We start from the raw sequence: 26980 nt of genomic DNA, 5'->3' as shown, positions 1-26980 counted from the left end.
AGTTGGGGGTGCCGGGGCGCTGCTACTGGATGAGCCACTGCCAATGGCGGGCGACGTCCTCGACGCTGGCCGGTTCCGGGCCCTGTACCATCCGGTTGACGGCCAGCAGGGTGTCATCGGTCAGCGCCGCGGTGACCGTGGCAAGGATGCCCTGGGCCGCGGGGTCCAGGTCCGTGGTCCCGAAGGCCAGCACCGGTTGGCTGTTGAACAACCCGGCGCTGGAGGGGACGGCGATGAAGCCCTCATCGGCGATCAGCGCACGGTTGCGTGACAGGGCGACAGCCTGCGCGTCCGCGTGGCGCAACAGCTCGGCGGGATCCCGCTCGCCGCTGCCGGTGACGGCCTCGGGTGGGCAATCCTCGGCGTCCAGGGCCTCACGCAGTTGCGGTGCGGCCTCGGGCGACGCGGCGAAGGACAGGTCCTGGCACTGGGCCAGCAGGTCCGAGATGTCCTCGATCTTGTTCAGCGCCATGTCCGCCCGGCTCATCACCAGCAGCTGGCCCAGGTCGCCGGGGCTGATCTCGATGCCGGAAAACTCCTCGTCCTGCCCGGAGGTCGCCAGCCTGGTGACCTCCTCGCGGGTCAGTGCCGTGGCGGGGTTCCCGTCGTCGTCAGTGTTTTCCGCACCGTCCGCATCGTCGGCATTGTCCGCGGCGGCCCGGGCAGCCAGGAAGCTGCTGGCCGCGGTGACCGCGAGGTCCGCCTGTCCGTCGCGTACCTGACCCACCGGGTCCGCGGCAGGATCCAGCACCGTGACCTGGAAACCGTCGGCTTCCAGTTCTCGGGCGTAGACCCCGGCCAGGGCACGATACATCGGATCGGCATCACCGGCCAGCACCAGTTCGGGCTGCCCGGAGGAATCGGCGGCGTTCTCGGGGGCCGCGGTACACGCGCCCAGGGCCAGCAGGACGGTCAGCGGCAGGGCCGGCAAAAGTTTTCGAAGTTCCATACGTTCCCCAGTTTAAGCCACCGGTGTGGCGATCAGCGTGCGCGACTGCCGGTCAGATCAATCTGAGCATCTTATCCACCCGCTCGATCCGGGGCAGCTGGCCGATCTCCTCCCGGCTAAACCATGCAGCCTGGCTGGTACTTCCCCCGACTTCGTGGCGGATCGCCCCGCCGGCGATGTGGGCACGGTAGACCACCGCGACGGTTTGCATGGCGTGCGGGGTGTCGGCGTAACGTTTGGCGGCGGGGATGACCCCGGTGGCGGCATCCAGCAACACCAGGTCCTTCACGTGGTAGCCGGTTTCCTCGAACACCTCGCGGGCGGCTCCCTCCTCCAGGGACTCGCCCAGCTCGATCCCGCCACCGGGAAGCGACCATCGTGGCATGAACTTGCTGTCGCGGTGGCGCATATCCCACAAGGTCAGCAGAAATTTCCCTTCGGACTCCACCAGGCAGTAGGCGGCGAGTCTGGTGTCATAGGGTTCGCCGGTCAATTCCGATACACGCGTCATGTACCCAAATATAGCGAAGTCAACTACTAGTTCGCCCATCCTCTGCCCCGCGCGTTCCGGGCCGGAGGTGCGAGCCCGGCACGGCGGCAGGGCATCCGGTAGGCGCGGGCAGGCAACCTTCGAATCTTCGAATACGCCGGAGTGTGATGAAATGTTTCTATGTCACTGCACAGCGAACCACCACATGACGTCGGGCTGGACGAGATCGACCGAATCATCATTGATGAGCTGGTCGACAATGCCCGCATCTCCAACGCGACCTTGGCCCAGCGTGCAGGCATCGCCCCATCCACGGCCCTGCTGCGCACCCGCTCGCTGGTGGACCGCGGGATCATCACCGGCTACCACGCGGAGATTTCGCTGGCCAGCGTCGCCCGTTCGGTCCAGGCGCTGATCTCGGTGAAGCTGCGTGCCCACGACCGCGAGAAGATCGACCGTTTCCGTGAGCGGGTGCCGCAGCTGCCCGAGGTGCTCTCGATGTTCCATGTCTCGGGCGGGACCGACTACCTGCTGCATATTGCGGTCAAGTCCACCGACGAGTTGCGCGACTGGGTGCTGGACAACCTGGCCACCGACGAATCGGTCGGGCACACCGAAACCACGCTGGTCTTCGACCATGTCAAGGGCAGCGGCGGGCCGTTACCCGCACCCACCGACACCAAGTAGCCCCGTCTGGCCACTGGACGATGCCCCCTGTTCGCTGGCTCCTGGAAGTTATCCCCCGGTTGCCATCCCCGGTAGCTATCCGGAGCGAGGTTTGCGGGCGCGGAACACGACAACACACAAGAAAGTCCCGGTGCCGAACCCATGGGTTCGGCACCGGGACTGTCTTTTCTGCCGTAGCCGGCTGTTGCCGGGAGTATCAGGCGCGGCGGCGCTGCAAGACGGCGTCGAGGTTCAGCCGCTGCTTGGAGGACTCGACCGCCTGGTCCTTCGCTGTCGGGGCAGCCTCCGGGAGGTTCGGTTCCGCGGCCTTGGTCGTCGACGCGCCCTGTTCCGGGGCTTCGGCCACCGGTGCGGCCGGGACCCCATCGGCCGGGACCTGCTCGACCTTGGCGCCCTGCCGTGCGGATTCCAATTGGGCCACGGCGGCTTTCTCGGTTTCGGACACCCGGTTGGCGATTTCCTTGGCCTCCTCCGAGGCCTTCAAGCTGATTTTCGCGCTGGGACGCAGGGGCTCGGCCACCGGCAGCGGCTCGGGGCGCACCTGTTTGGCCACCAGGTCACGGGTCTTTTCCGAGGCCTCGCGCACGGTCACGTACTGCGGTTTGGGGACCTCGGTCGGCGCCCAGGTGGCCGGCTGCTGCACCCCGCCGGCCCCGCGGGCCACCCGCAATGCCTCGGCACGCAGCTCATCGGCGGTGATCGATGGGGCGCGTCGGCCGGAGTCCGGGCGGGCGTCGAAAACCTGTTCGTCACGCTCGGGACGGGCGATCACCTGGTTGGAGGCATCGGCGAAGGCCGGGGTTTCCATGGCCTGGCGCCGGATCTGCTCCATGCGCTCGAGCAGTTTGCGGTTGCGGTCCCGCACCGCCAGCGTGCGCAGGGTCGCGAAACTGGCGATCCCCACCCCCAGGCAGAGCAGCACCAGCCCGAAGCCGATGCCGGTGAACGGGGCCAGGATCCCGGTCACCACGGTGGCCAGGACGGCCAGCAGGCCCACCACTGCCACCGACAGACGCCCGTAGCGCAAGCGAAGTTTTGGCTGGGCAGCTGAAACTCGGTCTTGCGGTGCGTTCTGCGACGTGGCAGCCATTAGGTCCTCCATCACCGATTCGATTCGGTCGTATCCTGAATCCACGATAGGGATTCTCGATTCAACCCTATGCAACGTGGCATCCGGCACCTGACAAATTAGCCGGTGTGTCTACAAGTTTTACGACGAGTATCGACTTCTCAGGCCGGAATCCTCGGCACTGGGCAGGAATCCGGTTCACTGTTCGTTAGTGTGTTCGAAGATCGAGGTGCCGAAGTCCTCGCGATTCAGTGCGAAGGTGCGGTGATCACGCCACTGCCCGTCGATGTGCAGGTAGCGTTCGCGCAGCCCCTCGTCCCGGAAACCCAGTTTCCGCACCACCCGCAGGCTGGCCTGGTTCTCCGGCCGGACGTTGATTTCCAGCCGGTGCAAGCGCAATGTTTCGTAACCGTGGTGGCAGACCAGCGCCACAGCTTCGGGGGTCAGCCCCTGGCCGGCGTGGCCGTGGTCGATCCAGTAGCCGATCGAGGCGGTGCGGGCCGCCCCGTACTGGATGCCGGAGAGCGAGACCTGGCCGATCAGCCGGTCCGTCTTCACTCCCCGTCCGCTGCCCGTCCGCGGCAGGGTGACCACCCAGCTGTAACCGAGCCCGTGGGAGGCCGCACGGCGTTGGGTGCGCAGCATCTGCCGGTAGCTGGTACTCGGTGCCTGTCCGGTGGGGTCCGTGGGATCCCAGGGTTTGAGCCATTGGGCGTTGACCCAGCGCAGGTGCATCCAGGCGTCGTAGTCGCGTCGTTGCAGGGCGCGCAGTACCAGCCGGGGTGACGACATGGTCTGGATCGTCGCTGCCGGCCGCCAAGAGTTGTCCATGGTTTCATCGTAGATCGCTGGCCAAATTCGAGGCGGCGATGACACCATCGGGTGCGCAGATGACGTCCGGGTTCCTCATGGGCGGGCTGATTTTCCGGCGTGTCCGGGTGTAATGTCACGAAGTATGATGACTCACCCCGCTTCGCACCGTTTTGGGCACCCCGACCCGGCACCCACCGACAAGGCCAGCTGGCGTCGGGCGATCCGCCAGACCCGCAGGTCGCTGGACGCCGCCGGGCGCCGGGCGCTGGCCGAGGGATTCCGCGCCCAGGTCATGGCCGCGCTGGCGGAGCGGAAGCTGGGCGCGGCCGGCACCGGTGGCGCGCCGCGGCGGATCGCCGCCTATCTTTCGGCCCCCGATGAACCTGATACCACGTTGCTGCTGCGGCAGCTGGTGGATGCGGGGTACCAGGTGTACCTACCGGTGTGCGAGCCGGGCCGCGCGCTGTCCTGGACCAGTTGGGAACCCGGTACCGAGCTGGCCCCCAGCCGGTTTGCCCCGGTGGACGAGCCGGTTGGCGAACGTCACGGGCCCGAGCTGTTCGCGACGATCGAGCTGATGTTCATTCCGGCGCTGGCGGTGGATAGCGCGGGGATGCGCCTGGGCCAGGGCGGGGGCTACTACGACCGTTTCCTGTCCTTGCTTGATGGCCGCGGTACGCGCATCGCGGCCCTGGTACACGACGACGAGTTCGTCGAGGCCGGTTCCTTCGAGGTGGACCGGCATGACCGGCCGGTGGGCCTGGTCATCACCCCCACTGCCCGGCATGAGCTGGAGAACGGCTTCTAGCCCGGCCATCCACACCTCGGGCAACTGCCACGGTGACCGGCCGGTAATTGGGCTGCAATGGGTCCATGAACCGTGAATCCCCGTCCCGTGCCCTGCCAATCCCGCGGCCACGCCGCCGGCCGGCAACCACCCGTGCCGCGGTGTTCCGCCGTTACCGCAAGCCGTTGGCGCTGGCGTTGCTGGTACTGGGAATGGCCAGTTTCCTCAGTGCCCTGGCCCCCGAGCAGCATGCCGAGCAACGGGTGCTGACGCTGAGCGTGCCGCGGCCCGCCGGGGCGGAACTGCGTGCCTCGGACCTGGTCTACCGCACGGTTGCCGGGGATCTGGAGGATCCCGGGTTGCTCACCGAGGTGGAGCAGGCGGTGGGTGAACGCCTGGCCGTGGGATTGCCGGCGGGGGCGCTTCTGAGCCGGCAGATGCTGATCGGTGAGCACCTGCTCACCGGTACGGCACCGGGGACGGTGGCGGTCCCCATCCGGCTCTCGGATCCGGCCACGGTCCAGCTGCTGCATCCCGGGCAGCTGGTCGACATCGTGCTCAGCAGCGGGGACGGGTTCGAACGCGAGATCCGTTCCGAGACGATCGGGCGCCGGTTGCCCGTGTTGTGGGTGCCGGCCACGGCGCAGGAAGGTTCGCTCGGGCTGGTTCCTTCGGCCGCATCACCGGCCGATGGCATGGTGGTGCTTGCCGCAAACTCTTCGCTGGCCGATGTGCTCTCCGGGGCGGTCACCCGCGGCAAGGTCTCGGCGGTGCTGGTCAATTAGCCGGGTCCCGGGTGCGTGCCGGGTGCGTGCTGGATGGGCGTGGGTACCGAACCGGACCATCGGCACGGGGCCGGGCTGGCGGTTCACCCCCAGTGCGGCGGTTTGTCCCTCTTCATCCGCTCGGCCAGGTCCTCGGGTTTCTCGCCCCACCCGGCCGGGTCCTCGTCCTTGGCCCGCAAGTCGGCCAAGGGGTCCTGCGCCCCGGACGGCCCGTCGTCCTGTCGTGCGGCGCTGGGGCTGGCGCTGCGGCTGCGTGCGTCGGCCTGCTCCACGGTTTCCGGGCGCGGCAGCCGTGCGTAGCTGCCGGTCAATTCGGTCCGGGGTTCCAGGCGGCGGGGTTCGGAGATGACCCGCGGGCGTTTCCTGCGGGGTGCGCGCGCCGACGGCGCCGGCACTGGGTGCGCGGCGCCGTCGGCGGGTACGGGGTCCTTGCCCCGTGAAGCGTGCTGGTTCACTTCGTGTTCTTCCCCGTCTTGGTGCTGGCCGGGATCGGGGCCGGGGTGCCGGGTTCGTCCGTGACCTCGTCCGTGGTCGTGTCCTTGGCCTCCTCCGGCGCGTCGGCCAACCGGCCCCCAGGTTGCGGATCACTGCCGGCGGCTTCGCCCCCGGGGGCGGCCGGTGACTTGGCGTCCGCGGCTCCAGCATCACCGGTTCCGCTGGTCTGCGGAGGTGCAACCGGTGGCGTGGCGGATTTGGCCGCCGGGTCGGCCGGCTTGTCCGCGGCGGTGACCGAACTGGCGGGCACCGGCTTGGCGACCGAAATCGTCGAGCGTGGTTCCTTCTGCACTTCGCTGTCCGCCGGCTTGGCCAGGTTCAGGTAGGCGGCCAGCCGGTCGGCCACCGAGGTCGGATCGGTGAACACGTCGATGGTCCACAACGGCAGGTAGCGCCAGCCGTTGCTCTCGAAGAAGTCCGGGCGCAGCCGGCTGCGTTCACGCACCGTGAGGTGGCTGTAGTGCTCGGTGCCGTCGTAGACCACGGCCAGCGGGCGCACGTTCCCGGCCGGCGAATCCAGCACGTGGGCGGACAGGTCCAGCACCCCGCGGTAGTTCTCGGTCACGATCGCCCCGCGCTCACGCAGCCGCTTGGCCAGGTCGGCCACCAGCGGGTCGTGGCGTACCGAGCGGTTGGTGCTCACCCCCGAATCCCCGGCATGCACCCGGCCGAACAGCTCGAAGAACTGCCGGGCGCCGCGGTACACGCGGTTCAGGTCCACGTCCTCGGGCAGCAGGCTGGAGACCAGCACCATCCGCTTGCGCGCCCGGGTCATCGCCGCGACGAACAGGTCGTCCCCGTCCTCGCGGGACAGGGCGCCGAATTCATGCAGCGCCTTGCCATGCGGGGTGCGCCCGTAACCCCAGGCGAAGATGACCGCGTCGCGGCGCAATCCGATGAGCCGGTCCATGGTGGTGACCACGAACGGTTCGGAGGAGCTGCGGAAGAACTCCATGGCGTACTTGTGGTTCGGCAGCTGCACCCGGATCGCCTCGGCGATGGCCGCGGCGTGCACCCGGTTGGAGGCGATAACCGCCAGCGACTCGGTGCCGTTATGCCGGAAGTGCCCGAAGACCAGGTCGACCACCTGGGCGACTTCCGCGGCCGTGGTCTGCACCCCTTCCTCGGAGCTGCTCAGCGTGCCGGTGGCATCGGGCACGTACTGGCTGGACAGCCGCGGCGAGGTGTAGGACAGCGAAGCCGCCCCGGGCAGCCGGGAGAGCTTCGAATCGTAGTAGGCGTGCGAGAGCTGCTCCACCAGGCCCTCGTCGATCCCCCGGTAGACGGTGGATAGCGTGGCGGTGACCAGCACCTGGTTCAGCGCTTCCAGGGCCGAGATCTCGGTGCCGCGCTCCCCCAGCCGGGCGGTGGGGTCCACCGACACCTCGAAGGGCTTGGGCCCGCCGAGCATCGAATCGCCCACCGCGATCACCTGGGTGGAACGGCGGATCGCGTCCAGCACCTCACGCAGCGTCAGGTAGTTCGCGTCGAGCAGGATCACCGCGTCGAATTGCGCGTCATCGGGCAGCGCGGTGCCCAGCAGCAGCGGGGCGGCCACCCAGACCGGGGTCAACGCATTGGCCAGCGGGGCCCCCAGGTCCAGCAGGTCGGAAACCGTGGGCTGCCCGTCCTTGAGCATGGCCCGCAGTTCGCGGGCGCCGGCCCGGTGATCGGCCAGGGCGCCCTTCCAGTTCTTCGCCAGCTCCCAGCGCACACGCTGCGGGCCGGCGGCGATATGCGCCCCGTCGGCCAACCGGTAGTCGGCCTCGATCTTCTCCAGTTTCGCGCCGTCGTTCATGGCCAGGAAATCGTCGCCGGAGATCATCGCCTCCAGCGCGGACTGCCACCAGGCCAGCTCCAGTTCGGAGTCCACCTCGTCGGCGCTGATTTCGCGTTCGGCGAAGTCCGCGAGCAGGTCAGCCAGCCCGGCCTGGGCCAGCTGCTCGGAAATGATCGTGCGTTCGGGCAGTTCCTTCAGGTCATCGGCCCGGTCCACGAGGCTGGCGATGGTATCCAGCAGCTGCTGGATCGGCATTTCGCGCAGCTTCGAGCCCAGTTGGGCCGGCAGCATCTCGGCCAGCGAGTCGATGCGGGTACCGGCATCGTGGTATCCGGCCTCCACATCCAGCAGCCCGCCGGGTACCGCGGGGTTGCGCTGGCTGGTGGCGTAGGCGCGCCAGGCCTCACGCTGTTCGGAGATGGCCTGCAGGGCGGACTGCAGATCCGGCACATGCATGCCCGGGCGCACGTACTCCTTGGCGATCTTGCGCAGCCGGGAGCGGACGATGGAACCCATCTCCACCCCGTGCTCGCGCCGCCACTGGCTGGAGGCGGTGGCCGCGATCAAGTCGTCGATGTCGCCCTCGAAGATGTCCGGCTCGAACTTGTCCAGCGAGCCGCGCACGGCCACCAGCAGCTGCAGCTGGTCCCCCCACTTGTCGTAGCTTTCCTCCAGGCGGATCTGCGACTTCTGGGCCACCTGCACCATGTGCTCGTGCAGGATCGGCAGGTCACGGCCCAACCCGGAGGCCAGGGCCAGGGCCTGCTCGGTCTGGGTCTGGTTGCGCAGCGGCGCACCGTACCAGGGGCTGGAGGTGTGCTCCTTGGAGAACGCACCGAGCTGGGCGGCGCGCTTGAGCTGCGCGGCCACATGCCCGCGCTGCCCCATCGAGTCCAACACCGAACGCTTCAGGCGCACGGTGGTGGACGGCGCCGGGTCCAGCGCCGAGAGCCGGGCCAGCTCCTGCATCGCCTGGTAGGGCGAGCAACCCCAGCGGCTGCGTACCGAATGCAGCGAACGCACGTGCTCCTGCAGGGTGTTGCGGTGCTCGCGCAGCTTGGCGAAGAGCTTTTCCAGATGCGGTTCGGTGGCCTGCTCATTGCGCAGGATGGCGCGGGTCAGCTGGCGGCGCAGCGCGTCGGGGTCCTCGTTGGGGCCCAGCAGCAGGCTGGCGGCATCCAGCTGCTCGTTGAAGCGGGCGACGAATTCCTCGGCGGCCGAACGTTGTTCGGCGATGACCAGCACGCGCTTGCCCTGCGCGGCGAGCAGCGCCGCGGCGTTCAACGCGGTCTGCGTGCCACCGGTACCGGCGGCCGCGTTCACACTCACCGACTCCCCGGCGGCCACGTAATCCAGCACCCGGGCCTGGGATTCGTCGGCGTCCAGCAGGTAGAGCTCATCGGCGGGGTTGCGTTCATCGGAGGAACGGGCGATCACCTGGGTGCCGGTGTGCACGCGTTGCGGGGCGCGCAGCGTCTCGGGCTGGGCCGGGTGTTCCTCGCGTTTGCGGGTGCCCTCCTTGAGCCGTTCGGCCACGCGGCGGAAGCGTGAACCGGTCTGGGTGCCGGGGCCTTCCCCGGCGGACGGGGCCCCGGTTTTCTCCGGCTCCGACCCGGAATCCTGTACGGGGTTGGCCGGCTGGGCCTGCCCGGCGGTATCCAGGGTGCCCGAGGTACCCGGGGTGTCCGTGCCGGTGGAGGTGCCGGCGGAGGATGCCGGCGTTGCGCTACCCGGGCCGGCATCGGTGCGGGCGGCGTTCTCGGCGTGGTTGATCAGCCCGGAGATCACCGGGTGGTTGCCCGAGAGCTTGGCCGGATCGGCCGGATCGGTCAGGTCCGCGAAGGTGGAGATCAGCAGGCGGTGGCCGATGACCACCCCGGGGACCTCGGCCAGCTGGGAGCGCAGCGCATCCATCCCGCGTACCGGGTCGAAACGGGCGATCGAATAGGCTGCGTTGTGCACACCCTGGGTGTCGATGGTGTGGTTATGGTCGGCCTGGATCTGCCGGATGAACGCCGGGGAGACGATGGCCTGGCCGATCAGCTGGATGTCGTAGTCGTCCTGGTCCAGGTGGCGGGTGAGCTTGATGCGGCCGAGCATGATCGGCGCGGACACCGGCTCGGATTTCCCCTCGTGGGTGGCACGCCAGTTCGAGACCCCGGCGGCCAGGTAGCCCACATCGATACCGCGTTCCTCCCAGAGCTCGGCGATCTTCGCGTCCAGGGCGCGGGCCGTGCGGCGGGCGCGGGAGAACTGCTCGGCGTCGTGCAGCAGGGTGGAGAGCCGGGTACGTCGTCCGGCAAGGAACTGGGCCAGCCCCGACGGATTGGCGTGGGTGATGTCGATGCTGTTGGAAACCGACGGGGCGAAGCGCAGTGTGGTGTCGGCCCCGGTTCCCTGGCCCAGGGTTTTCACCCAGTTGGCCACACGTTCAGTAGCAGCAGTACGGCCACTTGTCACGACAGTCATTCCCTTCGTTCACTTCCCCTCGGTGGCGCCCTGCGCCCGGTGTCTTCCGCCGGCTGCTGCCGGTCGTTCCCACGGCCGTTTCGGCACGGAATCCGCCACTTCCTAACGTAGTGCACTTTCCGCCCGGTTCGCGGCCACGAAACACTGTTTAAGGAAGCGAGGCGGAACCGGTCGCCGTTGCCCGGTACCGTCGGTGGACGGTGACGCGGCAACGGAACCTGGTTCCGCCTGCCAACCCTACTTGGGGGTTACTCCCATTCGATGGTTCCCGGTGGCTTGCTGGTCACATCCAGCACCACGCGGTTGACCCCGTCGACCTGGTTGGTGATGCGGTTGGAGATCCGCGCCAAGAGGTCGTAGGGCAGGCGTGACCAGTCTGCGGTCATCGCGTCCTCCGAGGAGACCGGGCGCAGCACGATCGGGTGCCCGTAGGTGCGCCCGTCGCCCTGCACGCCCACCGAGCGGACATCGGCCAGCAGTACCACCGGCATCTGCCAGACCTCGTCGTCCAGCCCGGCGTTGGTCAGTTCCTCGCGGGCGATCGCGTCGGCCTTGCGCAGGATCTCCAGGCGTTCCTCGTTCACCGCACCGATGATGCGGATGCCCAGGCCCGGGCCGGGGAACGGCTGGCGTCCCACGATCTCCTCGGGCAGGCCCAGTTCGCGGCCCACGGCACGGACCTCGTCCTTGAACAGGGTGCGCAGCGGTTCGACCAGTTCGAAGTCCAGGTCCTCGGGCAGGCCTCCCACATTGTGGTGGCTCTTGATATTGGCGGTGCCTTCCCCGCCCCCGGATTCGACGATATCCGGGTACAGGGTGCCCTGGACCAGGAATTTCACCGGTTCACCGGCTCCGGCTTCCTTCTCCAGGATCGCGATTTCCGCGGCTTCGAAGGCGCGGATGAACTCGCGGCCGATGATCTTGCGCTTGGTTTCGGGGTCGGTGACCCCGTCCAGTGCGGTGAGGAAGCGTTCGCGTTCGTCGGCGATGTACAGCTTCGCACCGGTGGCGGCCACGAAGTCCTTCTCCACCTGCTCGGCTTCGCCTTCACGCAGCAGCCCGTGGTTCACGAACACGCAGGTCAGGTTGTCCCCGATGGCGCGTTGCACCAGGGCCGCGGCCACCGCGGAGTCCACGCCGCCGGACAGCCCGCAGATGGCCTTGCCGTTGCCGACCTGGGTGCGGATGCGTTCGATCTGTTCCTCGGCGATGGATCCGGCGGTCCAGTCGGCGTCCAGCCCGGCCCCGTCGTAGAGGAAGTTCTCCAGCACGTTCTGGCCGAATTCGCAGTGCTTGACCTCCGGGTGCCACTGCACGCCGTAGAGCTTCTTCGCGTCGTTGGCGAAGGCGGCGACCGGGGCGCCGGCGGTGGTGGCCAGCACCTCGAAGCCCTCGGGGGCCTCGGTCACCGCATCGCCGTGGCTCATCCACACGGTCGGGGCGGTGTGGGCACCGGCCAGGACCGAGCGGGGACCGCCGGAGAATTCGGTGTCGGTCCGCCCGTATTCGCGCAGTCCGGTCTCGGCGACGGTCCCGCCCAGGGCGTTGGCCATGGCCTGGAAGCCGTAGCAGATGCCCAGGACCGGGATCCCGGCGTCGAATAGTGCCGGATCAACACCCGGGGCGTTCTCGGCGTATACGCTGGACGGGCCGCCGGAGAGGATGATCGCGGCCGGGTTCTTGGCCAGGATCTGCTCCAGGGGCATGGTGTGCGGAACAATCTCCGAATATACGCGGGCCTCACGTACGCGCCGGGCAATCAGCTGCGCGTATTGGGCCCCGTAATCGACGACAAGAACCGGCTTATGGTCTGTGGTGAGGGGCGCAGTAGTCACGAGCCCTAGTCTACTAGGAAGCGCGGGCCTGGAAATACTCCGCCCCCTGTCATCCACGTCACCCGGAGCGCAGATGCACGCAGGGCGCGGATCCGGGAGGATTCCCGTCTCCGCGCCCTGTGGCGTCGCCGTTCAACTAGTAGCGTTTGGCCGCCTTGGGGAACTTGGCCAGTTCCTCCTCGACCTCGCGGTGCACCCTGCGTTCGACGAAGAAGGACAGGAACGGCACCACGCCGCCCAGGGCGATGGTGATGAAGCGCATGAACGGCCAGCGCATCATCGACCAGAGCCGGAAGTCGGAGAACAGGTAGACCACATACATCCAACCGTGCACGATCAGGATCATCAGCGAGATGTTGATGCCGCCGGCGACCTCGGCCCGGTTGAACAGGCCGATGGCGTTCTCGGTGCCGTCGATCAGTGTGCCGCCGACAAACAGCTCCAGCTGCCAGAAGTACTTGAAGATCATTTCGATCACCAGCAGCAGCAGCATGATGCCGGTGGCGTAGGAGAGCACCTTGTAGAAGATGAGCGCGGACTTGATCTGCGCCGGGGTGCCACCGAATTTTCGCGGCGCGCTGGAGGGGTTCGGGGTGGACATGGTTTTCCTTCCGCTCACACGGGGTTGGGAGGTGGTTAGCTGTTCGGGTTCCGCTCGGTGTTCGCCTGGCGGTGCTCGGCGGCGGCCGCCTCGGCGACCTCATCCAGCTGGCGCTGGTAGTCATCGCGCACCAGCCGGTACCAGAGGAAGAAGGCGAAACCGGCGAAGACGACCCATTCGATCCCGTAGAACACGTTGAGCCAGTTGATCTGGGCATCCTGCTCGGGCATGCCCACATGGATCAGCTCCAGGCCCGGCTCGTGAACGGCACCCTCGTCGGTATCCAGCTCGTGGATGGCCACGAAGCCGGAGTACAGCGGCAGGTCCCAGAGGTTGGACAGTTCCGCGCTGGAGACCGAGTCGAAGTACGGTTCGCGCACATCGCGGTGCAGGATCGGCCCTTCGGGCGGGATCAGCCGGCCGGTGATCTGCATCTGGCCTTCCGGGGCTGCGGCCGGCGGGTTGGGTTCGGCTTGCCAGCCGCGAACCACGGTGATCGCCTCACCGTCCGGGGCGCCATCCACCGCGAAGCCGCTCACAACCCAGTAGCCCAGTTCGCCGTCGTGGACCCGGTTCTCCACCACAATTTGCGTGTCGGGGATGAACTGTCCTTCGAATTCGACGATCTGATCCGCCTTCAGGCCCAGCAATTCGGTACCCGGCTGCACATGCTCGGTGAGCGGGACCGCGACCTCGGTCTTTTCGGCCTTCACCGGGGGTTCGGAGGTTGAGGAGCCGAATTGCCACCCGGAGAGCAGCACGAATCCGGTGGCGACGATTAACGCACCGAGCAGGGCGGCGATCCATTTGGGTTTCAGGGCGGTTTTCAGCACACCACTACCGTACTTCGATTCATTGTAGAAGAGCCAATGCGCACGGCGTGAGATTCTTCCCTCAGCCGGATTCGGTTATCCCGGGAACCATCTGCCCTAGCCGCGCGTTTAAGGTGCTCCGGGCCGGCCCCCGTGACCAGGGAACCGGCCCGGAAGCGGGGCTGTTAGTTGCGGTCCGGCTCGTAGGGCGAAACCACGACATCCACCCGCTGGAATTCCTTCAGCGTGGAGTAACCGGTGGTGGCCATGGCCCGGCGCAAGGCGCCGACCAGGTTCGAGCTGCCGGTGGTTTCATGGGACGGGCCGAAGAGCAGCTGCTCCATCGGCGCCACGGTGCCCACCGGCACCCGGTCCCCGCGTGGGCTGGATTCGTGGGCGGCCTCGATACCCCAGTGCCAGCCGTTGCCCGGGGCTTCCTCGGCACGGGCCAGGGCGGCGCCGAGCATCACGGCGTCGGCCCCCATGGCCAGGGACTTGACGATGTCCCCGGAATTGCCGACCCCGCCATCGGCGATGACATGGACGTAGCGGCCACCGGATTCCTCGATGTAGTCGCGGCGTGCCGCGGCCACATCGGAGATCGCCGAGGCCATCGGCGAATGGATGCCCAGGGTGCGCCGAGTGGTGCTGGTGGCCCCGCCGCCGAAACCGACCAGGACACCGGCGGCACCGGTGCGCATCAGGTGCATGGCCGGGGTGTAGCCCGCGGCACCGCCGACGATGACCGGCACGTCCAGTTCGTAGATGAACTGCTTGAGGTTCAACGGTTCGGTGGTTTTCGAGACATGCTCGGCCGAGACGGTGGTCCCGCGGATCACGAAGATATCCACACCGGCGTCGATGACCGTCTGGTAGTGCTCCTGGGTGCGCTGCGGGGTCAGCGACCCGGCGACCACGACCCCGGACTCGCGGATCTCGGAGATCCGGGCGGTGATCAGCTCCGGTTGGATCGGGGCGCTGTACAGTTCCTGCAGCTTGGCGGTGATGGCCGGGTCGGTGCGACGCGTGGTTTCCGAGCGCAGGCCGGCGATCTCGGCCAGCACTGCGGCCGGGTCCTCATAGCGGGTCCACAGCCCTTCCAGGTTCAGCACGCCCAGCCCGCCGAGCTGTCCGAGCTGGATGGCGGTGGCCGGGCTCATCACCGAATCCATCGGGGCACCCAGGATCGGGGTGTCGAATTGGAAGGCGTCGATCTGCCAGGACACCGAGACATCCTTGGGGTCCCGGGTACGCCGGTTGGGCACGATGGCCACGTCGTCGAGGGAAAATGCCTGGGTGGCCCGCTTGCCGCGGCCGATCTCAATCTCGTTACTCACCGGTCTAGGTTATCAAGTTCCGCGGCGCTTCACTGCCTTTGCGACGCCGGTGGGCGACACGTCGTGGCGGCCGATCGGCTGCAGGTCAGCCCCGGCGCAGGGTGCTGGCGGTGGCCTCAAGTGCGGTGGATGCCGCGGATTCTGCCTCGGCCAGTGCCCGCAACGATTGGCTCAGTGCTTCCAGTTCCCCGGATTCCTGCGGGTTCGGCAGGCTGGCGCGCAAGGCGGTGGTAAAGGCCTGCCAGCGCTCGGCCAGTGCCCGGTAGGCGGCGGCGTGTGCTTCCAGTGCGGCCAGCTGCGGCAGTTGGGCGGCTTCGGTGAGGAAGTCGGCGAACAGTTCACGGAAGCCGTCGGCGGAAGCGAAACGGCGTTCGGTGAAGAACTGTTCGAACTGGCGTACCGCGTCGGCACGCAGCGCGGGTGCGGCGAGCAGGTGCGCCCACCCGGCCTCGGAGCTGGTGTCGGCCAGCCGGTCGGCGAACTGCAGCAGGCCGGCCACCCCGAAGTTGCGGGCGTAGTGGGCCGGCAGGCCCGGAAGGTCACCGGTGCCCAGCATCCGGCTGCTGGCCTGCCCGATGGCGTTGAGCACACCGGTGGCCAGCAGGGCCGGGCTGGGGGCGCGGCGGGAGGGGACCCAGGCGCAGAAGTTCTTGTCCCGCTTGTGCCTGGCGCGGGCGGTGGCCAGGTCCGCGGGGCTGATCAGCTGCAGCTCGCCGGTGCCCTCGTCGATGAGCAGCGCGTCGTCCAGTTCCCCGAGCACGGCCACATCAATGGTGTCCGCCGCGTCCACGGCCTGCTGGTCGATCCAGGGCAGGGCCGCGCGGGAGACACGCACCACCACGGCGCGGCCCTCGTCCAGCCCGGCGTCCAGGTTGGCGCCGGCGGCCTGGGAATTGCCGGTGGTGCGGATCCGCACCTTCGCGCCGCAGCGCTCCAGCAGGGTGGCGGTGAACGGTTCGGGGTGGGCCCGGGTGACCAGTGCCAGGCTCAAGGAGTCGGCTTCGCTGAAGCTGTGCAGCATGAAGCCCAGGCCACCGCCGAGCCCGAAGAGCAGCGCCTCGCTCAGCGGTTGGCCGGTCAGCGGGTGCAGGACCCCGGCCTGGGTGAGCACGCGGTGCCACAGGGCGGCATCGTACTGCCGGACATTCCCCGGTGCCGGGTATTCGGGCAATTCGGTATCCTGGGCCGGCGTCTGGGCCGGGGTGGGGGTGCGCCCCTGGGAGGTGGCGGCCTGGCGTTCGGCGGCGCGTTGGGCGCTGACCGGTTCGGGACGGTTGGTCAGGATGGCCTTGCGCGCGGTGGTGTAGCTCTCCCCCGTACGGTCCATGCGGGCCCGGGTGAGTTTCTTCAAGTTCTTGGGTTGCGACACTGGCTGCCGATCCTTCCGTTGCCGGCGCCCCGGCGGGTGGAACCCCGCACGCGCACCTCGCGCCGCCATCGAATCATTCTACGTGGCAGCCGGTGGGGTGCGGGTACCGGGGCGGTGGCCGGGACAGGTTCCGGTGGATGCTGCTCAGCCGGTATCGTGCAGCGGCAGGCTTGTTGGCACCCCGGGCGGGACGTGGTTGCGGCGTAATCGCTGGTCCGGGTCCCGGTCCGGGGGCAGCAGCACCCAGGGCAGCCCCTTGCGCCAGATCACCTCGATGAGACCAAGGTCAAGTTCCATGTGGTGGGTGCGGCAGGCCGGAACGATGTTCTGCGGGTTCGTCTTGCCGCCCTGGCTGAAGGGGATGACGTGGTGGAAGTCCAGGTGTTCCACGCTGGCGGTGCAGCCGGGCACGATGCAGCCGCGATCCCGGGCGAGGACCGCCTTTTGCAGGATGTCCGGGACCAGGCGTTGGCGGCGGCCGAAGTCCAACAGGGCCCCGTCGGCGTTGAAGACCGCGGAAATCAGGTCGGCCTGGCATTCGAGTTGCCGCAGTGCCGCCGGCGGAAGATCCACCCCGTGCTGGGTTTCGGCGTGGGCGCTGGCGATGTCCTGCAGGTTCTCGATATACATATGGGCCACCAGCAGTGGGCGGATGCGCTTGCTGCGTCGGAATTTGCGGTTGCCCAACCGGGTCGGGTCTCCCCGGGCGGTCAGTTCGGTGATGTATTCCCCGGTGCGAGGCGGGCAGTTCACCGGGCCGGGGACTTCCGTGTTCTCCCCGTCGTCCCAGTCCCCCGGTATGCACTGCATATCCCCCGGCAGGGTTTCCGGGTCCGGGTCGAACAGCGGGTCCTGGTCCGGTGGGCAGGTGGTGCCGCGCGGTGTCCCGGCCGGTTCGTATTCCAGGACATCCAGCAGCGCGTTCAGCGCCCGTTCGGCGGGGGCGGCTTCGGGTGGTTGGAAGTCGTCCTCGTCCCAGCGGGCCGTTTCGGCTCCCTCGGGAAGGAAGTCCGGGGCCTCCTGTGCCGCAGGCTGCGGTGTTGCGCTCGCCCCGGGGTGCGGCACGGTGCTGGCGGAGTCGGGGTTGTTGCGGGCGGCCTTGCCGGCCTGGGTGCGCGGGTTGTTGGCCTGGGCGATCAGCGAGTCGATGAGTCCGCCTTCCAGGGTGCTCACACGCAGCAGGTATTCGCGGTAGTAGCGGTTGCGCACCGGCAGCTTGTACAGGCCGCGCCGGCGGGAAGCGGCGGTGGCGGTCTGCGGGTCGTTGGCGGCCTGGGAAATCAGGGTGCCGACCTTCTTGGCGGCTGCGGCCGCGGTGAATTCGGTGTCCAGCGCCTGGGCGGCGTGTTCCTCCAGGGTGCGTCCGTCGGCGTGGTGCAGCGTCGGGGTGCAGGCGATGCCGTCGAAGGTGGTGTCGGCCGGTTCCACGCGGGCCAGTTTCTGGCTGATCTCGCGGACCGCCTGCGGATCCTGGGCCGGGTTGAAGAACTGCCGGCCCAGGTGGGTGAAACGTGGTGGGACCGGGGAACCTGTCAGGTCGCGCCGGGCTACCAGGTCCTGGGCGTCGAGCACCCGGCGGTTGGCCTCGGCATACGGGGTGCGGGTCCAGCTGGCCAGCAGTTCGGCCGCGTTCTTGTAGCTGGGCCGGCCGTTGGCGCGCTCGGGGGCGCGGGTGGTGTCCGCCGGTTCCCGGCGCAGGGCCTCCAGCTCGGTCTGGGCCAGCGTGTTGGCCGCGGTGGTGTTCACCCGTTCGGCAGCTACCAGGGCCAGCCGGGTCGCCTCGGCCGCCATCTGTTGGGCGGCGGTGGCCAGCTCCAGGGCCAGGCGCGGATCGGTGGTGCCGGCCAGGTGCTCGCGCAGCTGGCCGGTGAGCCCTAAACAACCGGTGTACAGGGCACGGACCTGGGCGCCGTCAACCCCGGGCGCGGCGGCATCGCCCTTGGTGGCCTGCATGTTTCCCAGCAGGCACCGCAGGTTCTCAATGCAGGTGGCAAGGGCCCGGGTAGTCATGGCCCCAGTATCCGGCGGCCGACCGGCGCCCGGGTTCCGGCGGCGGCGGGGTGTGGACAACCCGCGGCTACGGGCATCGCCCACGGTGGGCGTGGCTAGAATGGCCGAAACGGTTGGGTAACCGCTCGGCCCGGTAGGCATGAGGGAAGGTCGGCATGAAAAGTCCCGTGCACCTGTGGGCGATGGCCACCGTCCCGGGTTACGCCGTGGCGCTGGTGCTGATCGGGTTCTGGCCCAGCCCGGTGGATGCGCAGGCCGGGCCGTGGCTTGACCGGCTGATCGGGTGGCTGCACGGGGCCGGGGTGCCGGAGTGGTTCGGTTATGCGCAAATCGAGTTCGGCGCGAATATCGCCTTTTTTGTGCCCTTGGGGGTGCTGGCCTACTGGTGGCTGCGGCGTATCTGGGCCGCCGGGCTGGCGGGGCTGGGCGTCTCGATGCTGGTGGAGGCCGGCCAGCTGGTGTTCCTTCCGGCCCGGTACCCCTCGCTGCTGGATCTGCTGGCCAATACCCTGGGTGCGGTGGGCGGGGCGGTGCTGCTGGCGCTGGTTCTGCGCTGGTATCGACGACGGGAGAACCCCGCCATCGCCGGCCGGCAATGCGGCGGCGGTGACGGGGTTCGTGGTGCCCGGTGAGGGGCGATCGGCCCGGTTTAGCGGGACTTGTAGTTCGGTGCCTCGACGGTCATCATGATGTCGTGCGGGTGGGATTCCTTCAACCCGGCGGCGGTGATGCGCACGAACTTGCCGCGCGCCTTCAGATCCGGCACGGTGCGTCCGCCCACGTAGAACATGGTCTGGCGCAGCCCGCCGACCAGCTGGTGCACCACGGCGGAGAGCGGACCACGGTACGGGACCTGGCCCTCGATACCCTCGGGGATCAGCTTCTCGTTGGACGGGGCGTCGGCCTGGAAGTAGCGGTCCTTGGAGTAGGAGGTGTTCTTGCCCCGGGTCTCCATGGCGCCGAGTGAACCCATGCCGCGGTAGGTCTTGAACTGCTTGCCGTTCATGAAGACCAGGTCTCCCGGGGATTCGGCGGTGCCGGCCAGCAGCGAGCCGAGCATCACCGAATCGGCGCCGGCCACCAGGGCCTTGCCGATGTCCCCGGAGTGCTGCAGGCCGCCGTCGGCGATCAGCGGCACCCCGGCCGGGATGGCGGCCTTGGCCGATTCGTAGATCGCGGTGACCTGCGGGACACCCACACCGGCCACCACGCGGGTGGTGCAGATGGAGCCCGGGCCCACCCCGACCTTGATGGCATCCGCGCCGGCGTCGATCAGCGCCTGGGCGCCCTCTCGGGTGGCGGCCTGGCCGCCGATGACATCCACGTGGGCGGCGGCGGGATCGGCCTTGAGCCTGGCGATCATCTCCAGCACGCCCTGGCTGTGGCCGTTGGCGGTGTCCACCACCAGTGCGTCCACGCCGGCGTCGATCAGGGTCATGGCGCGCTGGTAGCCCTCGCCGAAGAAGCCCACGGCGGCGGCCACACGCAGCCGGCCGTCGTCGTCCTTGGTGGCCAGCGGGTACTGCTCGGCCTTGTCGAAGTCCTTGACGGTGATCAGACCGGTCAGGTGGCCCTCGTCGTCGACCAGCGGAAGCTTCTCGATACGGTTCTTGGAAAGCAGCTCGATGACCTCGTCGCGCGGCACTCCGACCTTCGCGGTGATCAGCGGCATGCCGGTCATCACCTCGTAGACCTTGGTGGTCAGGTACTGCTCGCGGGGCACGAAGCGGGTGTCGCGGTTGGTGATGATGCCCAGCAGCTTGCGGTTCTCATCCACCACCGGAAGGCCCGATACCCGGTACTGGGCGCACAGTTCGTCCCACTCGTCCAGGGTGGCGCCCGGGTGCACGGTGACGGGATCGGTGATCATGCCCGATTCGCTGCGCTTGACCTGGTCGACCTGGGTGGCCTGGTCCTCGATGGACAGGTTGCGGTGGATCACGCCGATACCGCCCTGGCGTGCCAGCGCGATGGCCATGCCGGCTTCGGTGACGGTGTCCATGGCGGCGGAGCTGATGGGGGTCTTGATGTTGATGCGCTTGGTGAACCGGGTGGTGGTGTCCGCATCGGAGGGGATCACATCCGTTGGGCCAGGCAACAACAGCACGTCGTCGTAGGTGAGTCCTTCAAAGGCAAAGGGGTTGAACTCAGTCACGTAGAAACCTTTCGGGCGAAACGGCGGTTGTTTACATGGTAGAACCATATTCGCCGTGCGGCGATTCCCGTTCGGCTGCTTGTGTCCAAAGTAACCTTCGTGACGGCTACCCGGCCGGTCCGCTCCATCCGGTGGCCTTGGTGAAGCGCTGGGCGAAGATCTCCTGGGCGCTGGCCACGAAGGTCTTGGACAGGTGCGAATCATCCAGGTAGGTCACCACGTTGCCGATCACCGGCTGGCATAACCCGTCCGGGCACAAGAGCTGGGTCATGTCCAGGGACACCACCTGGTTCCCGTAGTCGCGCTCGGCCAGGAAGGTCTTGACCGGGTTGGTCACGGCCATCAGCTCGGTGACCGGCCGGGAGCAGTTTTCCAGGTTGTTCGGGTAGCGGTCCACGCATTCGGGGATGTTGAAGGTGAAGCGCGGGGTGTCGCGCATGGCGATGACCCGGCTGCCCGAATCGAGCAACGGTTCGATCATCCGCTCGTAGTCGCCGGCCACGGCTTCCTGCTCGGCCACTGTGGGGCCAAGCTCGTCTTCCCACTGCCCGGTTACCGAGGCGACGGTGAGCACCATCTCGGGTGAGAGCTCGGCAACGAAGTCCACGGCCGCTTCCTGGAACAGATCGCAACGGTCCACATCGTGCTGGCCGACCCCGCCCAGCCGGCATCCCGGCTCGTGCAGCATCATCCAGCTGCCGCCGTAGTCCTCGATCATCGCGTCCACGGCCTGGCTCCAGTGCTGGATGTGCGAGTCCCCCAACAGCACCAGGTCGGGTTTGCGGTCCAGGTCCCCACCCTGCTGGCAGTAGTAGATATCCGGGTAGTCCGGGGCGAATTCGCCGGTGCACCCCTGGCCCGGGTTCTGCCATTCGTTGGCCAGTTCGGTGCTCAGCGGCAGCGTGATGCTGGCGCGCTGCGGATCCCAGTCGCTGCTGGCCTTGGCCCCGGGGTTCTCCTCCACGGTCTGCGCCGCGGCCAGGGCACGGGTGTGCTCCACCGAACTCTTCCAGGCATTGACCGGCGCCCACACCAGGATCAACCCGAGCACCACCACCAACGCCTGGGCCAGGGAGACCGGCAGCGTCCGGCCGGTCATCGCGGGCAGTCCGGGCAGCTGCGGTTTCCATTGGCGTAGCGGCTTCTCGATCCACCGGGTGCTGAGCACCGCGAGGACAATCGAGACGAGGATCAGCAGCGCGCCGGTGAGGGCATCCACACTCCCCTGTTGGCTCAGGTGCAGGTAAAAGACCAGCAGCGGCCAGTGCCACAGGTACATGCCGTAGGAGACATCCCCGAGCTTGACCAGTGGCTTTTGTCCCAGCAGCCAGGCGACGTTGCGCTTGTCCGGCTCCCCCGGGGCGATGATCACCAGGGCAGCGGCCACGGTGGGTACCAGGGCCAGCCAGCCGGGGAACTGCGCCTGGACTTCCAGCACCGCGCCGCAGGTGATGATCACCAGCAACCCGACCCAGCCGCCGACCCGGCGGGCACGTTCGTTCAGGCGCTGCAGCATCGGCAGCGAGAGGGCCAGGAGGGAGCCGAGAGCGAATTCCCACATGCGGGTCCCGGTGTGGAAGTAGGCCAGCTGCTGGTTGCTGGCGGTCAGCGCGATCGAGTAGCCCAGCGAGAGACCGAAGATGGTACCGAATACGCCCAGCGCCACCGTGGTGTACCGCAGTTTGCGTAGCACGAAGCGCCAGAGCAGTGCCGAGGCAATGAGCAGCAGCGGCCAGATGATGAAAATCTGTCCCTGGACGGACAGGGACCAGAAGTGCTGCAGCGGGGAGGCCGCGGAGGTGTTGAACGCGTAGTAGTCGACGTTGCTGGAGGCCAGTTCCCAGTTCTGCCGGTAGGTCAGCGAGGCGATCGCCTCGTCCATGATCTGGGACCAGCGGGTTCCCGGCAGCCAGAGCCAGCTGGCGGCCACCACCGCGGCGATGACCACCGCGGCCAGGGCGATCAGCCGGGAGAAGGTCTTCAGCCAGTACCGCACCGGGTTGGGCCAGCTGCCGGAGGTGATCTGGCGGGCCATCGAGGCGGTCATGAAGAACGCGGAGAGCATCAGGAAGATGTCCACCCCGCCGGAGACCTTGTTGAACCAAATGTGGTAGCACATGACCAACAGCACCGCGAGGGCGCGCAGGCCCTGCAGGTCTGTCCGGAACGCGGTTTTCTTCCCGGCCTGCGGTGCTGCAGGCCGGGTGCCGCTGTGCTGTGCTGTGCTGTGTGGGTTCATAAAAGTTGTGAAGATGGGTCGCTGAATCGTTGCTTCGGGACGCTATCTGACCCCTCAGCATACCAAGTGTCGTTATCAAATCGTGATTAGCCGGCTGTGAACCAGCTGGGCAGCCGGCCGCTGGCCCCGGTTTTCCGCGTCCTGCGGGTTGCCCGAAAAGACCGGCCACACACCCGGGCTCCACCGCAGCACACGCTCCCAGCCGGCGCACATGCCTGTCGGTCCCCGGCTCCCCGGTGGCCTGATCCGTGATCACAGTTGACCTGGCCCCGATGCAACCCACGGATTGGCATCTCCGGGACGGTGTATCCCAGGTACCACCGTGAACCTGTGGCCCGGTCCTCCTGGTTGCAAACCCCGCACTGTCTGGGGGTTAACGACGAAGCCGCCGCCGGATCGGGCTTTCCAGCCCGGTCCGGCGACGGCTTCTGCCTACGGCCAACGCCTAGTGGGCGTGGGCTGCTTCCTCTTCCTCTTCGACCTTTTCGGCCACGAGGGTTTCGGTGGTCAGCACCAGGCCGGCGATCGAGGCTGCGTTGCGCAGCGCCGAACGGGTGACCTTGACCGGGTCGATGATCCCGGCGGCCAGCAGGTTCTCGTACTGGCCGGTCTTGGCGTTGAAGCCCTCGTTGACTGCCGATTCGGCAACCTTGGAAACCACTACCGAGCCGTCGTAGCCGGCGTTGGTGGCGATCCAGAAGGCCGGCTTGACCAGGGCGCGGCGCACAATGGCCACACCTGCTGCCAGATCACCGGTAGCGGAGGTGGCGCGCTCGTCCTCGTCCAGTGCGGAGAGGGCATCAACCAGGGCGGTACCGCCACCGGCCACGATGCCTTCCTCCAGCGCTGCACGGGTGGAGGAAACGGCATCCTCGATGCGGTGCTTGCGTTCCTTCAGCTCGACCTCGGTGGCTGCGCCGACCTTGATCACGCCGATACCGCCGGCGAGCTTCGCCAGGCGCTCGGAGAGCTTCTCGCGGTCCCACTCCGAATCGGTGCGCTCCAGTTCGGCCTTCAGCTGCGAGACACGGTCCTCGACATCCTCCGCGGTTCCGGCACCATCAACAATGGTGGTCGAATCCTTGGTGATGGTCACGCGGCGGGCCGAGCCGAGCACCTCGGTGCCGACCTGGTCCAGCGACAGGCCGAGCTCCGAGGAGACGACCTGGGCACCGGTGAGGATCGCTATGTCCTGCATCATGGCCTTGCGGCGGTCACCGAAGCCCGGGGCCTTGACGGCCACGACGTTCAGCAGGCCGCGCAGCTTGTTGACCACCAGGGTGGACAGGGCTTCGCCCTCGATGTCCTCGGCGATGATCAGCAGCGGCTTCTTGGCTTCGAGCACCTTTTCCAGCAGTGGCAGGAATTCGGCCACGGTGGAGATCTTGGTCGGGTTGACCAGGATCAGCGCGTCCTCCAGGACGGCTTCCTGGCGCTCGACGTCGGTGACGAACTGTGGCGAGAGGTAGCCCTTGTCGAACTGCATGCCCTCGGTCACCACCAATTCGGTGGCGGTGGTGGAGGATTCCTCGATGGTGATAACCCCATCGGTGCCCACGGTCTTGAAGGCCTCGGCGAGCAGTTCGCCGATTTCCTCGTCCTGGGCGGAGATGGCTGCCACGTTGGCGACCTTGTCCTCCACGGCCACGGCGTTGGCGGCCAGGCGGTTGGAGACGATGTCGGTGGCCAATTCGATACCCTTGCGGATATCGCCCGGGGCGGCGCCGGCGGCCACGTTCTTCAGGCCTTCCTTGACCAGTGCCTGGGCCAGCACGGTGGCGGTGGTGGTACCGTCACCGGCCACGTCGTTGGTCTTGGTGGCGACTTCCTTGGCCAGCTGTGCGCCAAGGTTCTCGTATGGGTCCTCCAAGTCGATGTCACGGGCAATGGTGACGCCGTCGTTGGTGATGGTCGGGGCGCCCCAGCTCTTGGCGAGCACCACGTTGCGGCCCAGTGGGCCCAGGGTCACCTTGACGGTGTTGGCGAGCTTGTCGATTCCCGCCTCGAGGGCACGGCGTGCTTCCTCGTTGAATGCTAGCTGCTTAGCCATGCATTGACTCCTAAGAATCTTGGGTCGTAATCGACGCGTAGCCCCGTGAGGCGATGAAATCGCCATGCGGGGCCCGGTCGGTTACTTGAAGGTGGGTGACGTTACTTGACGACAATTGCCAGTACGTCGCGTGCCGAGAGCACCAGGTACTCTTCGGCGCCGACCTTGACCTCGGTGCCACCGTACTTCGAGTACAGCACGACGTCGCCTTCATTCACGTCCAAAGGAACGCGGTTGCCCTTGTCGTCAATGCGACCGGGACCCACGGCCACAACGGTGCCTTCCTGCGGCTTCTCCTTGGCGGAGTCCGGGATCACCAGGCCGGAGGCGGTGGTGGTTTCGGCTTCGACCTGCTTGATGACAATGCGGTCTTCGAGTGGCTTGATGGAGACAGACACAGTCTCTCCTTTTCGTTTATGAACCAATGGAAAAAACGGTAACGCCCCGTGGCATTGCTCCAACCGTCGTCGCGGTGCCAGTTGGTCATATCCAGTAAGGCATGGGCTGCGGTATCCGAAGTGCTTTCGGGTACTGCATCCAGAGACGACTTTAGGCCGAGCATTAGCACTCGGTCAAGGCGAGTGCTAATGAATGGACATGTTTCCGCGCCCGGGTTCACGCACAGCTAAACCCGGCGCGTCCAACGACCGCCACAAGTCACCGCTGGTTAACGTCCAGTTGGCTCATCCTCAAGGTCGGCCGGCCCGGACAGGTCCATATCCGTCAGTGGCACCACCGTGGATTTGGTGACCATCCGGTGTCCCAGCCAGAGTGCGAGGAAAATCGGCAGGCCGATATAGGCCGAGAGCACCTCGATCCCCTGTCCGGCCAGCACCGCCTGGTAGTTCTGCCCGGCGATCACCAACACCAGTACGGCGAAGGCCACCAACGGCCCGATCGGGAAGAACGCGGCCTTGTAGGGCAGGTCCTGCACCCGGTGGCCCTGGGCCAGGAAGCCGCGCCGGAACCTGTAGTGCGAGAGCGCGATGCCGGCCCAGACGATAAACCCGCACAGCCCGGAGACATTCAGCAGCCAGGTGTAGGCAGTACCCTGCCCCACGATCGCGGTCAGGAAACCGAACAGGCCAATGGAGGCGGTGGCCAGCAGGGCCGGAATGGGCACCCCGCGCCGGTTGAGCCTGCCGAAGATCTTCGGGGCCTTGCCGTCCTTGGCCATGGCGTAGAGCATGCGGGTGGAGGCGTAGAGCCCGGAGTTACCGGCCGAGAGGATTGCGGTGAGGATCACCGCGTTCATCAGGGCTGCCGCGAAGGCGATCCCGGCACGTTCGAAGACCATGGTGAACGGGGAAGCGGCGATATCCGCTTCACCGGAAGCCAGCAGGCTGGGATCGGTGAGCGGGACCAGGGTGCCGATAATGAAGATCGCCCCGATATAGAAGAGCATGATGCGCCAGAATACGGTGCGGATGGCCCGCGGGATTTCCCGGCGCGGGTTCTTCGCCTCCCCGGCGGCCACACCCACCAGTTCGGTGCCCTGGAAGGAGAACCCGGCGATCATGAACACCGCGATGATGGAGATGAATCCGCCGTTGAACACCTCGTCGGGCTGGGTCCAGTTGCCGAATCCGCTGGTTCCCTGGCCGATCACCCCGAGGATCATCAGGATCCCGGCTGCCAGGAACACGATCACGGTCAGCACCTTGATCAGCGCCAGCCAGAACTCGCCTTCGCCGAAAGCCTTGGCCGACAGGGCGTTCAACCCGGTGAGCAGCAGTAAGAACACCCCGGCCCAGATCCACCCCGGGACCCCGGGCAGCCAGAAATCCATGATGATTCCGGCGGCTACCAGTTCGGCGGCCACGGTGATGGCCCAGTTGAACCAGTAGTTCCAGCCGATGGCGAAGCCGAAGGACGGGGAAACGAACCGGGTGGCGTAGGTCTGGAAGGAACCAGCCACCGGGATCTTGGCGGACATCTCCCCCAGGGACTGCATGAGCAGGTACACCATCAGGCCCACCGCCGCGTAGGCCACCAGCGCGCCGCCGGGTCCGGCCTGCGAGATGGTGCCGCCCGAGGCGACAAAGAGTCCGGTACCGATGGAGCCGCCAATGGCGATCATCTGCAGGTGCCGGCTACTCAGGGTTCGCTTGAGCGCCGGTTCGGAGGTGCTGGGGTGCCGTGTCGGCTCCACCATGGTGGTGGAGGAGCCCTGGGTGGCCGGTGACATTGGGTGCCGTTTCCTTCGGTTCGTTCCTTGGTGGCGCCCCGGTCCCAGCCGGTGAATCCG

At 67.4% G+C, this 26980-nt stretch carries 21 protein-coding genes; 4 read left to right on the top strand and 17 right to left on the bottom strand.

Going from position 1 to position 26980, the window contains the following annotated elements; translation table 11 throughout:
* Window positions 1–22: 22 nt before the first annotated feature.
* Together OK351_RS01795 and OK351_RS01790 are read right to left on the bottom strand one after the other, a co-directional pair.
* Entirely contained in the window at window positions 23–949 is a 927-nt protein-coding gene (locus OK351_RS01795; RefSeq protein WP_265155618.1) for a type 2 periplasmic-binding domain-containing protein, read from the bottom strand.
* Between the two features lie 52 nt (window positions 950–1001).
* Complete coding sequence (locus OK351_RS01790; protein WP_265155617.1) at window positions 1002–1460, bottom strand: NUDIX hydrolase; 459 nt, start codon at window positions 1458–1460, stop codon at window positions 1002–1004.
* A gap of 159 nt (window positions 1461–1619) precedes the next feature.
* On the opposite strand from OK351_RS01790, the gene OK351_RS01785 reads away from it, so the two are divergent.
* Window positions 1620–2126, top strand: coding sequence for an Lrp/AsnC family transcriptional regulator (locus tag OK351_RS01785; RefSeq protein ID WP_265155616.1), 507 nt, complete (start codon window positions 1620–1622; stop codon window positions 2124–2126).
* A gap of 196 nt (window positions 2127–2322) precedes the next feature.
* Here OK351_RS01785 and OK351_RS01780 read toward each other — a convergent pair whose 3' ends face one another.
* Window positions 2323–3216 carry a hypothetical protein gene (locus tag OK351_RS01780; RefSeq protein ID WP_265155615.1) on the bottom strand — a complete coding sequence of 298 codons (894 nt, stop codon included), beginning with the start codon at window positions 3214–3216 and terminating at the stop codon, window positions 2323–2325.
* Window positions 3217–3393: 177 nt separating this feature from the next.
* On the bottom strand, window positions 3394–4026 hold the full coding sequence (locus OK351_RS01775) for a GNAT family N-acetyltransferase (RefSeq protein WP_265155614.1): 633 nt from the start codon (window positions 4024–4026) through the stop codon (window positions 3394–3396).
* A gap of 124 nt (window positions 4027–4150) precedes the next feature.
* Here OK351_RS01775 and OK351_RS01770 point away from each other — a divergent pair, with 124 nt between their 5' ends.
* Both OK351_RS01770 and OK351_RS01765 read left to right on the top strand, forming a co-directional pair.
* Window positions 4151–4816, top strand: coding sequence for a 5-formyltetrahydrofolate cyclo-ligase (locus OK351_RS01770; RefSeq protein ID WP_265155613.1), 666 nt, complete (start codon window positions 4151–4153; stop codon window positions 4814–4816).
* Between the two features lie 65 nt (window positions 4817–4881).
* Window positions 4882–5580, top strand: a complete 699-nt coding sequence (locus OK351_RS01765; RefSeq protein ID WP_265155612.1) for an RcpC/CpaB family pilus assembly protein — start codon at window positions 4882–4884, stop codon at window positions 5578–5580.
* A gap of 83 nt (window positions 5581–5663) precedes the next feature.
* Here the strand turns inward: OK351_RS01765 and OK351_RS01760 are convergent, their stop codons facing one another.
* From OK351_RS01760 to OK351_RS01725, 8 genes are all read right to left on the bottom strand, one after another.
* Window positions 5664–6035 carry a hypothetical protein gene (locus OK351_RS01760; RefSeq protein WP_265155611.1) on the bottom strand — a complete coding sequence of 124 codons (372 nt, stop codon included), beginning with the start codon at window positions 6033–6035 and terminating at the stop codon, window positions 5664–5666.
* On the bottom strand, window positions 6032–10324 hold the full coding sequence (locus OK351_RS01755; RefSeq protein WP_265155610.1) for a DUF4011 domain-containing protein: 4293 nt from the start codon (window positions 10322–10324) through the stop codon (window positions 6032–6034). The genes OK351_RS01760 and OK351_RS01755 overlap by 4 nt, the downstream gene beginning before the upstream one ends.
* Before the next feature lie 248 nt (window positions 10325–10572).
* Entirely contained in the window at window positions 10573–12159 is a 1587-nt protein-coding gene (gene guaA, locus OK351_RS01750) for a glutamine-hydrolyzing GMP synthase (RefSeq protein WP_265155609.1), read from the bottom strand.
* Window positions 12160–12295: 136 nt separating this feature from the next.
* The gene (locus OK351_RS01745; RefSeq protein WP_265155608.1) at window positions 12296–12760 is read right to left on the bottom strand and encodes a DUF3817 domain-containing protein; all 465 of its coding nucleotides are present in this window, start codon (window positions 12758–12760) and stop codon (window positions 12296–12298) included.
* Window positions 12761–12795: 35 nt separating this feature from the next.
* Complete coding sequence (locus tag OK351_RS01740; protein ID WP_265155607.1) at window positions 12796–13593, bottom strand: SURF1 family protein; 798 nt, start codon at window positions 13591–13593, stop codon at window positions 12796–12798.
* Between the two features lie 164 nt (window positions 13594–13757).
* Entirely contained in the window at window positions 13758–14909 is a 1152-nt protein-coding gene (locus tag OK351_RS01735; protein WP_265155606.1) for a GuaB3 family IMP dehydrogenase-related protein, read from the bottom strand.
* An 85-nt stretch (window positions 14910–14994) separates the two neighbouring features.
* The gene (locus OK351_RS01730) at window positions 14995–16278 is read right to left on the bottom strand and encodes a BtrH N-terminal domain-containing protein (RefSeq protein ID WP_265155605.1); all 1284 of its coding nucleotides are present in this window, start codon (window positions 16276–16278) and stop codon (window positions 14995–14997) included.
* Between the two features lie 144 nt (window positions 16279–16422).
* Window positions 16423–18288: an HNH endonuclease signature motif containing protein gene (locus OK351_RS01725; RefSeq protein ID WP_265155604.1), complete on the bottom strand. Its 1866-nt coding sequence runs from the start codon at window positions 18286–18288 to the stop codon at window positions 16423–16425.
* 155 nt (window positions 18289–18443) lie between these two features.
* On the opposite strand from OK351_RS01725, the gene OK351_RS01720 reads away from it, so the two are divergent.
* Entirely contained in the window at window positions 18444–18920 is a 477-nt protein-coding gene (locus OK351_RS01720; protein ID WP_265155603.1) for a VanZ family protein, read from the top strand.
* Between the two features lie 17 nt (window positions 18921–18937).
* On the opposite strand, the gene guaB is transcribed toward OK351_RS01720, so the two are convergent.
* The 5 genes from guaB to OK351_RS01695 form a co-directional block, all read right to left on the bottom strand.
* Window positions 18938–20491, bottom strand: coding sequence for an IMP dehydrogenase (guaB, locus tag OK351_RS01715; protein ID WP_265155602.1), 1554 nt, complete (start codon window positions 20489–20491; stop codon window positions 18938–18940).
* Window positions 20492–20549: 58 nt separating this feature from the next.
* Window positions 20550–22682, bottom strand: a complete 2133-nt coding sequence (locus OK351_RS01710; protein ID WP_265155601.1) for an acyltransferase family protein — start codon at window positions 22680–22682, stop codon at window positions 20550–20552.
* Window positions 22683–23127: 445 nt separating this feature from the next.
* Window positions 23128–24732 carry a chaperonin GroEL gene (gene groL, locus OK351_RS01705; protein WP_265155600.1) on the bottom strand — a complete coding sequence of 535 codons (1605 nt, stop codon included), beginning with the start codon at window positions 24730–24732 and terminating at the stop codon, window positions 23128–23130.
* Window positions 24733–24833: 101 nt separating this feature from the next.
* Window positions 24834–25130, bottom strand: a complete 297-nt coding sequence (gene groES, locus OK351_RS01700) for a co-chaperone GroES (RefSeq protein ID WP_265155599.1) — start codon at window positions 25128–25130, stop codon at window positions 24834–24836.
* Between the two features lie 269 nt (window positions 25131–25399).
* Entirely contained in the window at window positions 25400–26887 is a 1488-nt protein-coding gene (locus OK351_RS01695) for an amino acid permease (RefSeq protein ID WP_265155787.1), read from the bottom strand.
* Window positions 26888–26980 lie beyond the last annotated feature (93 nt).

The sequence above is a fragment of the Glutamicibacter sp. MNS18 genome, assembly GCF_026107515.2.
GTDB lineage: Bacteria > Actinomycetota > Actinomycetes > Actinomycetales > Micrococcaceae > Glutamicibacter.
This window is presented reverse-complemented; position numbering and strand designations above follow the sequence as displayed.

Bases quoted from the DNA above. Each gene is read 5' to 3' on its own strand.
- guaB (WP_265155602.1), bottom strand. From the start codon at position 20,491: ATGGTTCTACCATGTAAACAACCGCCGTTTCGCCCGAAAGGTTTCTAC.
- OK351_RS01720 (WP_265155603.1), top strand. From the start codon at position 18,444: ATGAAAAGTCCCGTGCACCTGTGGGCGATGGCCACCGTCCCGGGTTAC.
- OK351_RS01745 (WP_265155608.1), bottom strand. From the start codon at position 12,760: ATGTCCACCCCGAACCCCTCCAGCGCGCCGCGAAAATTCGGTGGCACC.
- OK351_RS01770 (WP_265155613.1), top strand. From the start codon at position 4,151: ATGATGACTCACCCCGCTTCGCACCGTTTTGGGCACCCCGACCCGGCA.
- OK351_RS01780 (WP_265155615.1), bottom strand. From the start codon at position 3,216: ATGGCTGCCACGTCGCAGAACGCACCGCAAGACCGAGTTTCAGCTGCC.
- OK351_RS01785 (WP_265155616.1), top strand. From the start codon at position 1,620: ATGTCACTGCACAGCGAACCACCACATGACGTCGGGCTGGACGAGATC.
- OK351_RS01775 (WP_265155614.1), bottom strand. From the start codon at position 4,026: ATGGACAACTCTTGGCGGCCGGCAGCGACGATCCAGACCATGTCGTCA.
- OK351_RS01695 (WP_265155787.1), bottom strand. From the start codon at position 26,887: ATGGTGGAGCCGACACGGCACCCCAGCACCTCCGAACCGGCGCTCAAG.
- OK351_RS01710 (WP_265155601.1), bottom strand. From the start codon at position 22,682: ATGAACCCACACAGCACAGCACAGCACAGCGGCACCCGGCCTGCAGCA.
- OK351_RS01755 (WP_265155610.1), bottom strand. From the start codon at position 10,324: ATGACTGTCGTGACAAGTGGCCGTACTGCTGCTACTGAACGTGTGGCC.
- OK351_RS01765 (WP_265155612.1), top strand. From the start codon at position 4,882: ATGAACCGTGAATCCCCGTCCCGTGCCCTGCCAATCCCGCGGCCACGC.
- groL (WP_265155600.1), bottom strand. From the start codon at position 24,732: ATGGCTAAGCAGCTAGCATTCAACGAGGAAGCACGCCGTGCCCTCGAG.
- OK351_RS01790 (WP_265155617.1), bottom strand. From the start codon at position 1,460: ATGACGCGTGTATCGGAATTGACCGGCGAACCCTATGACACCAGACTC.
- OK351_RS01725 (WP_265155604.1), bottom strand. From the start codon at position 18,288: ATGACTACCCGGGCCCTTGCCACCTGCATTGAGAACCTGCGGTGCCTG.
- OK351_RS01795 (WP_265155618.1), bottom strand. From the start codon at position 949: ATGGAACTTCGAAAACTTTTGCCGGCCCTGCCGCTGACCGTCCTGCTG.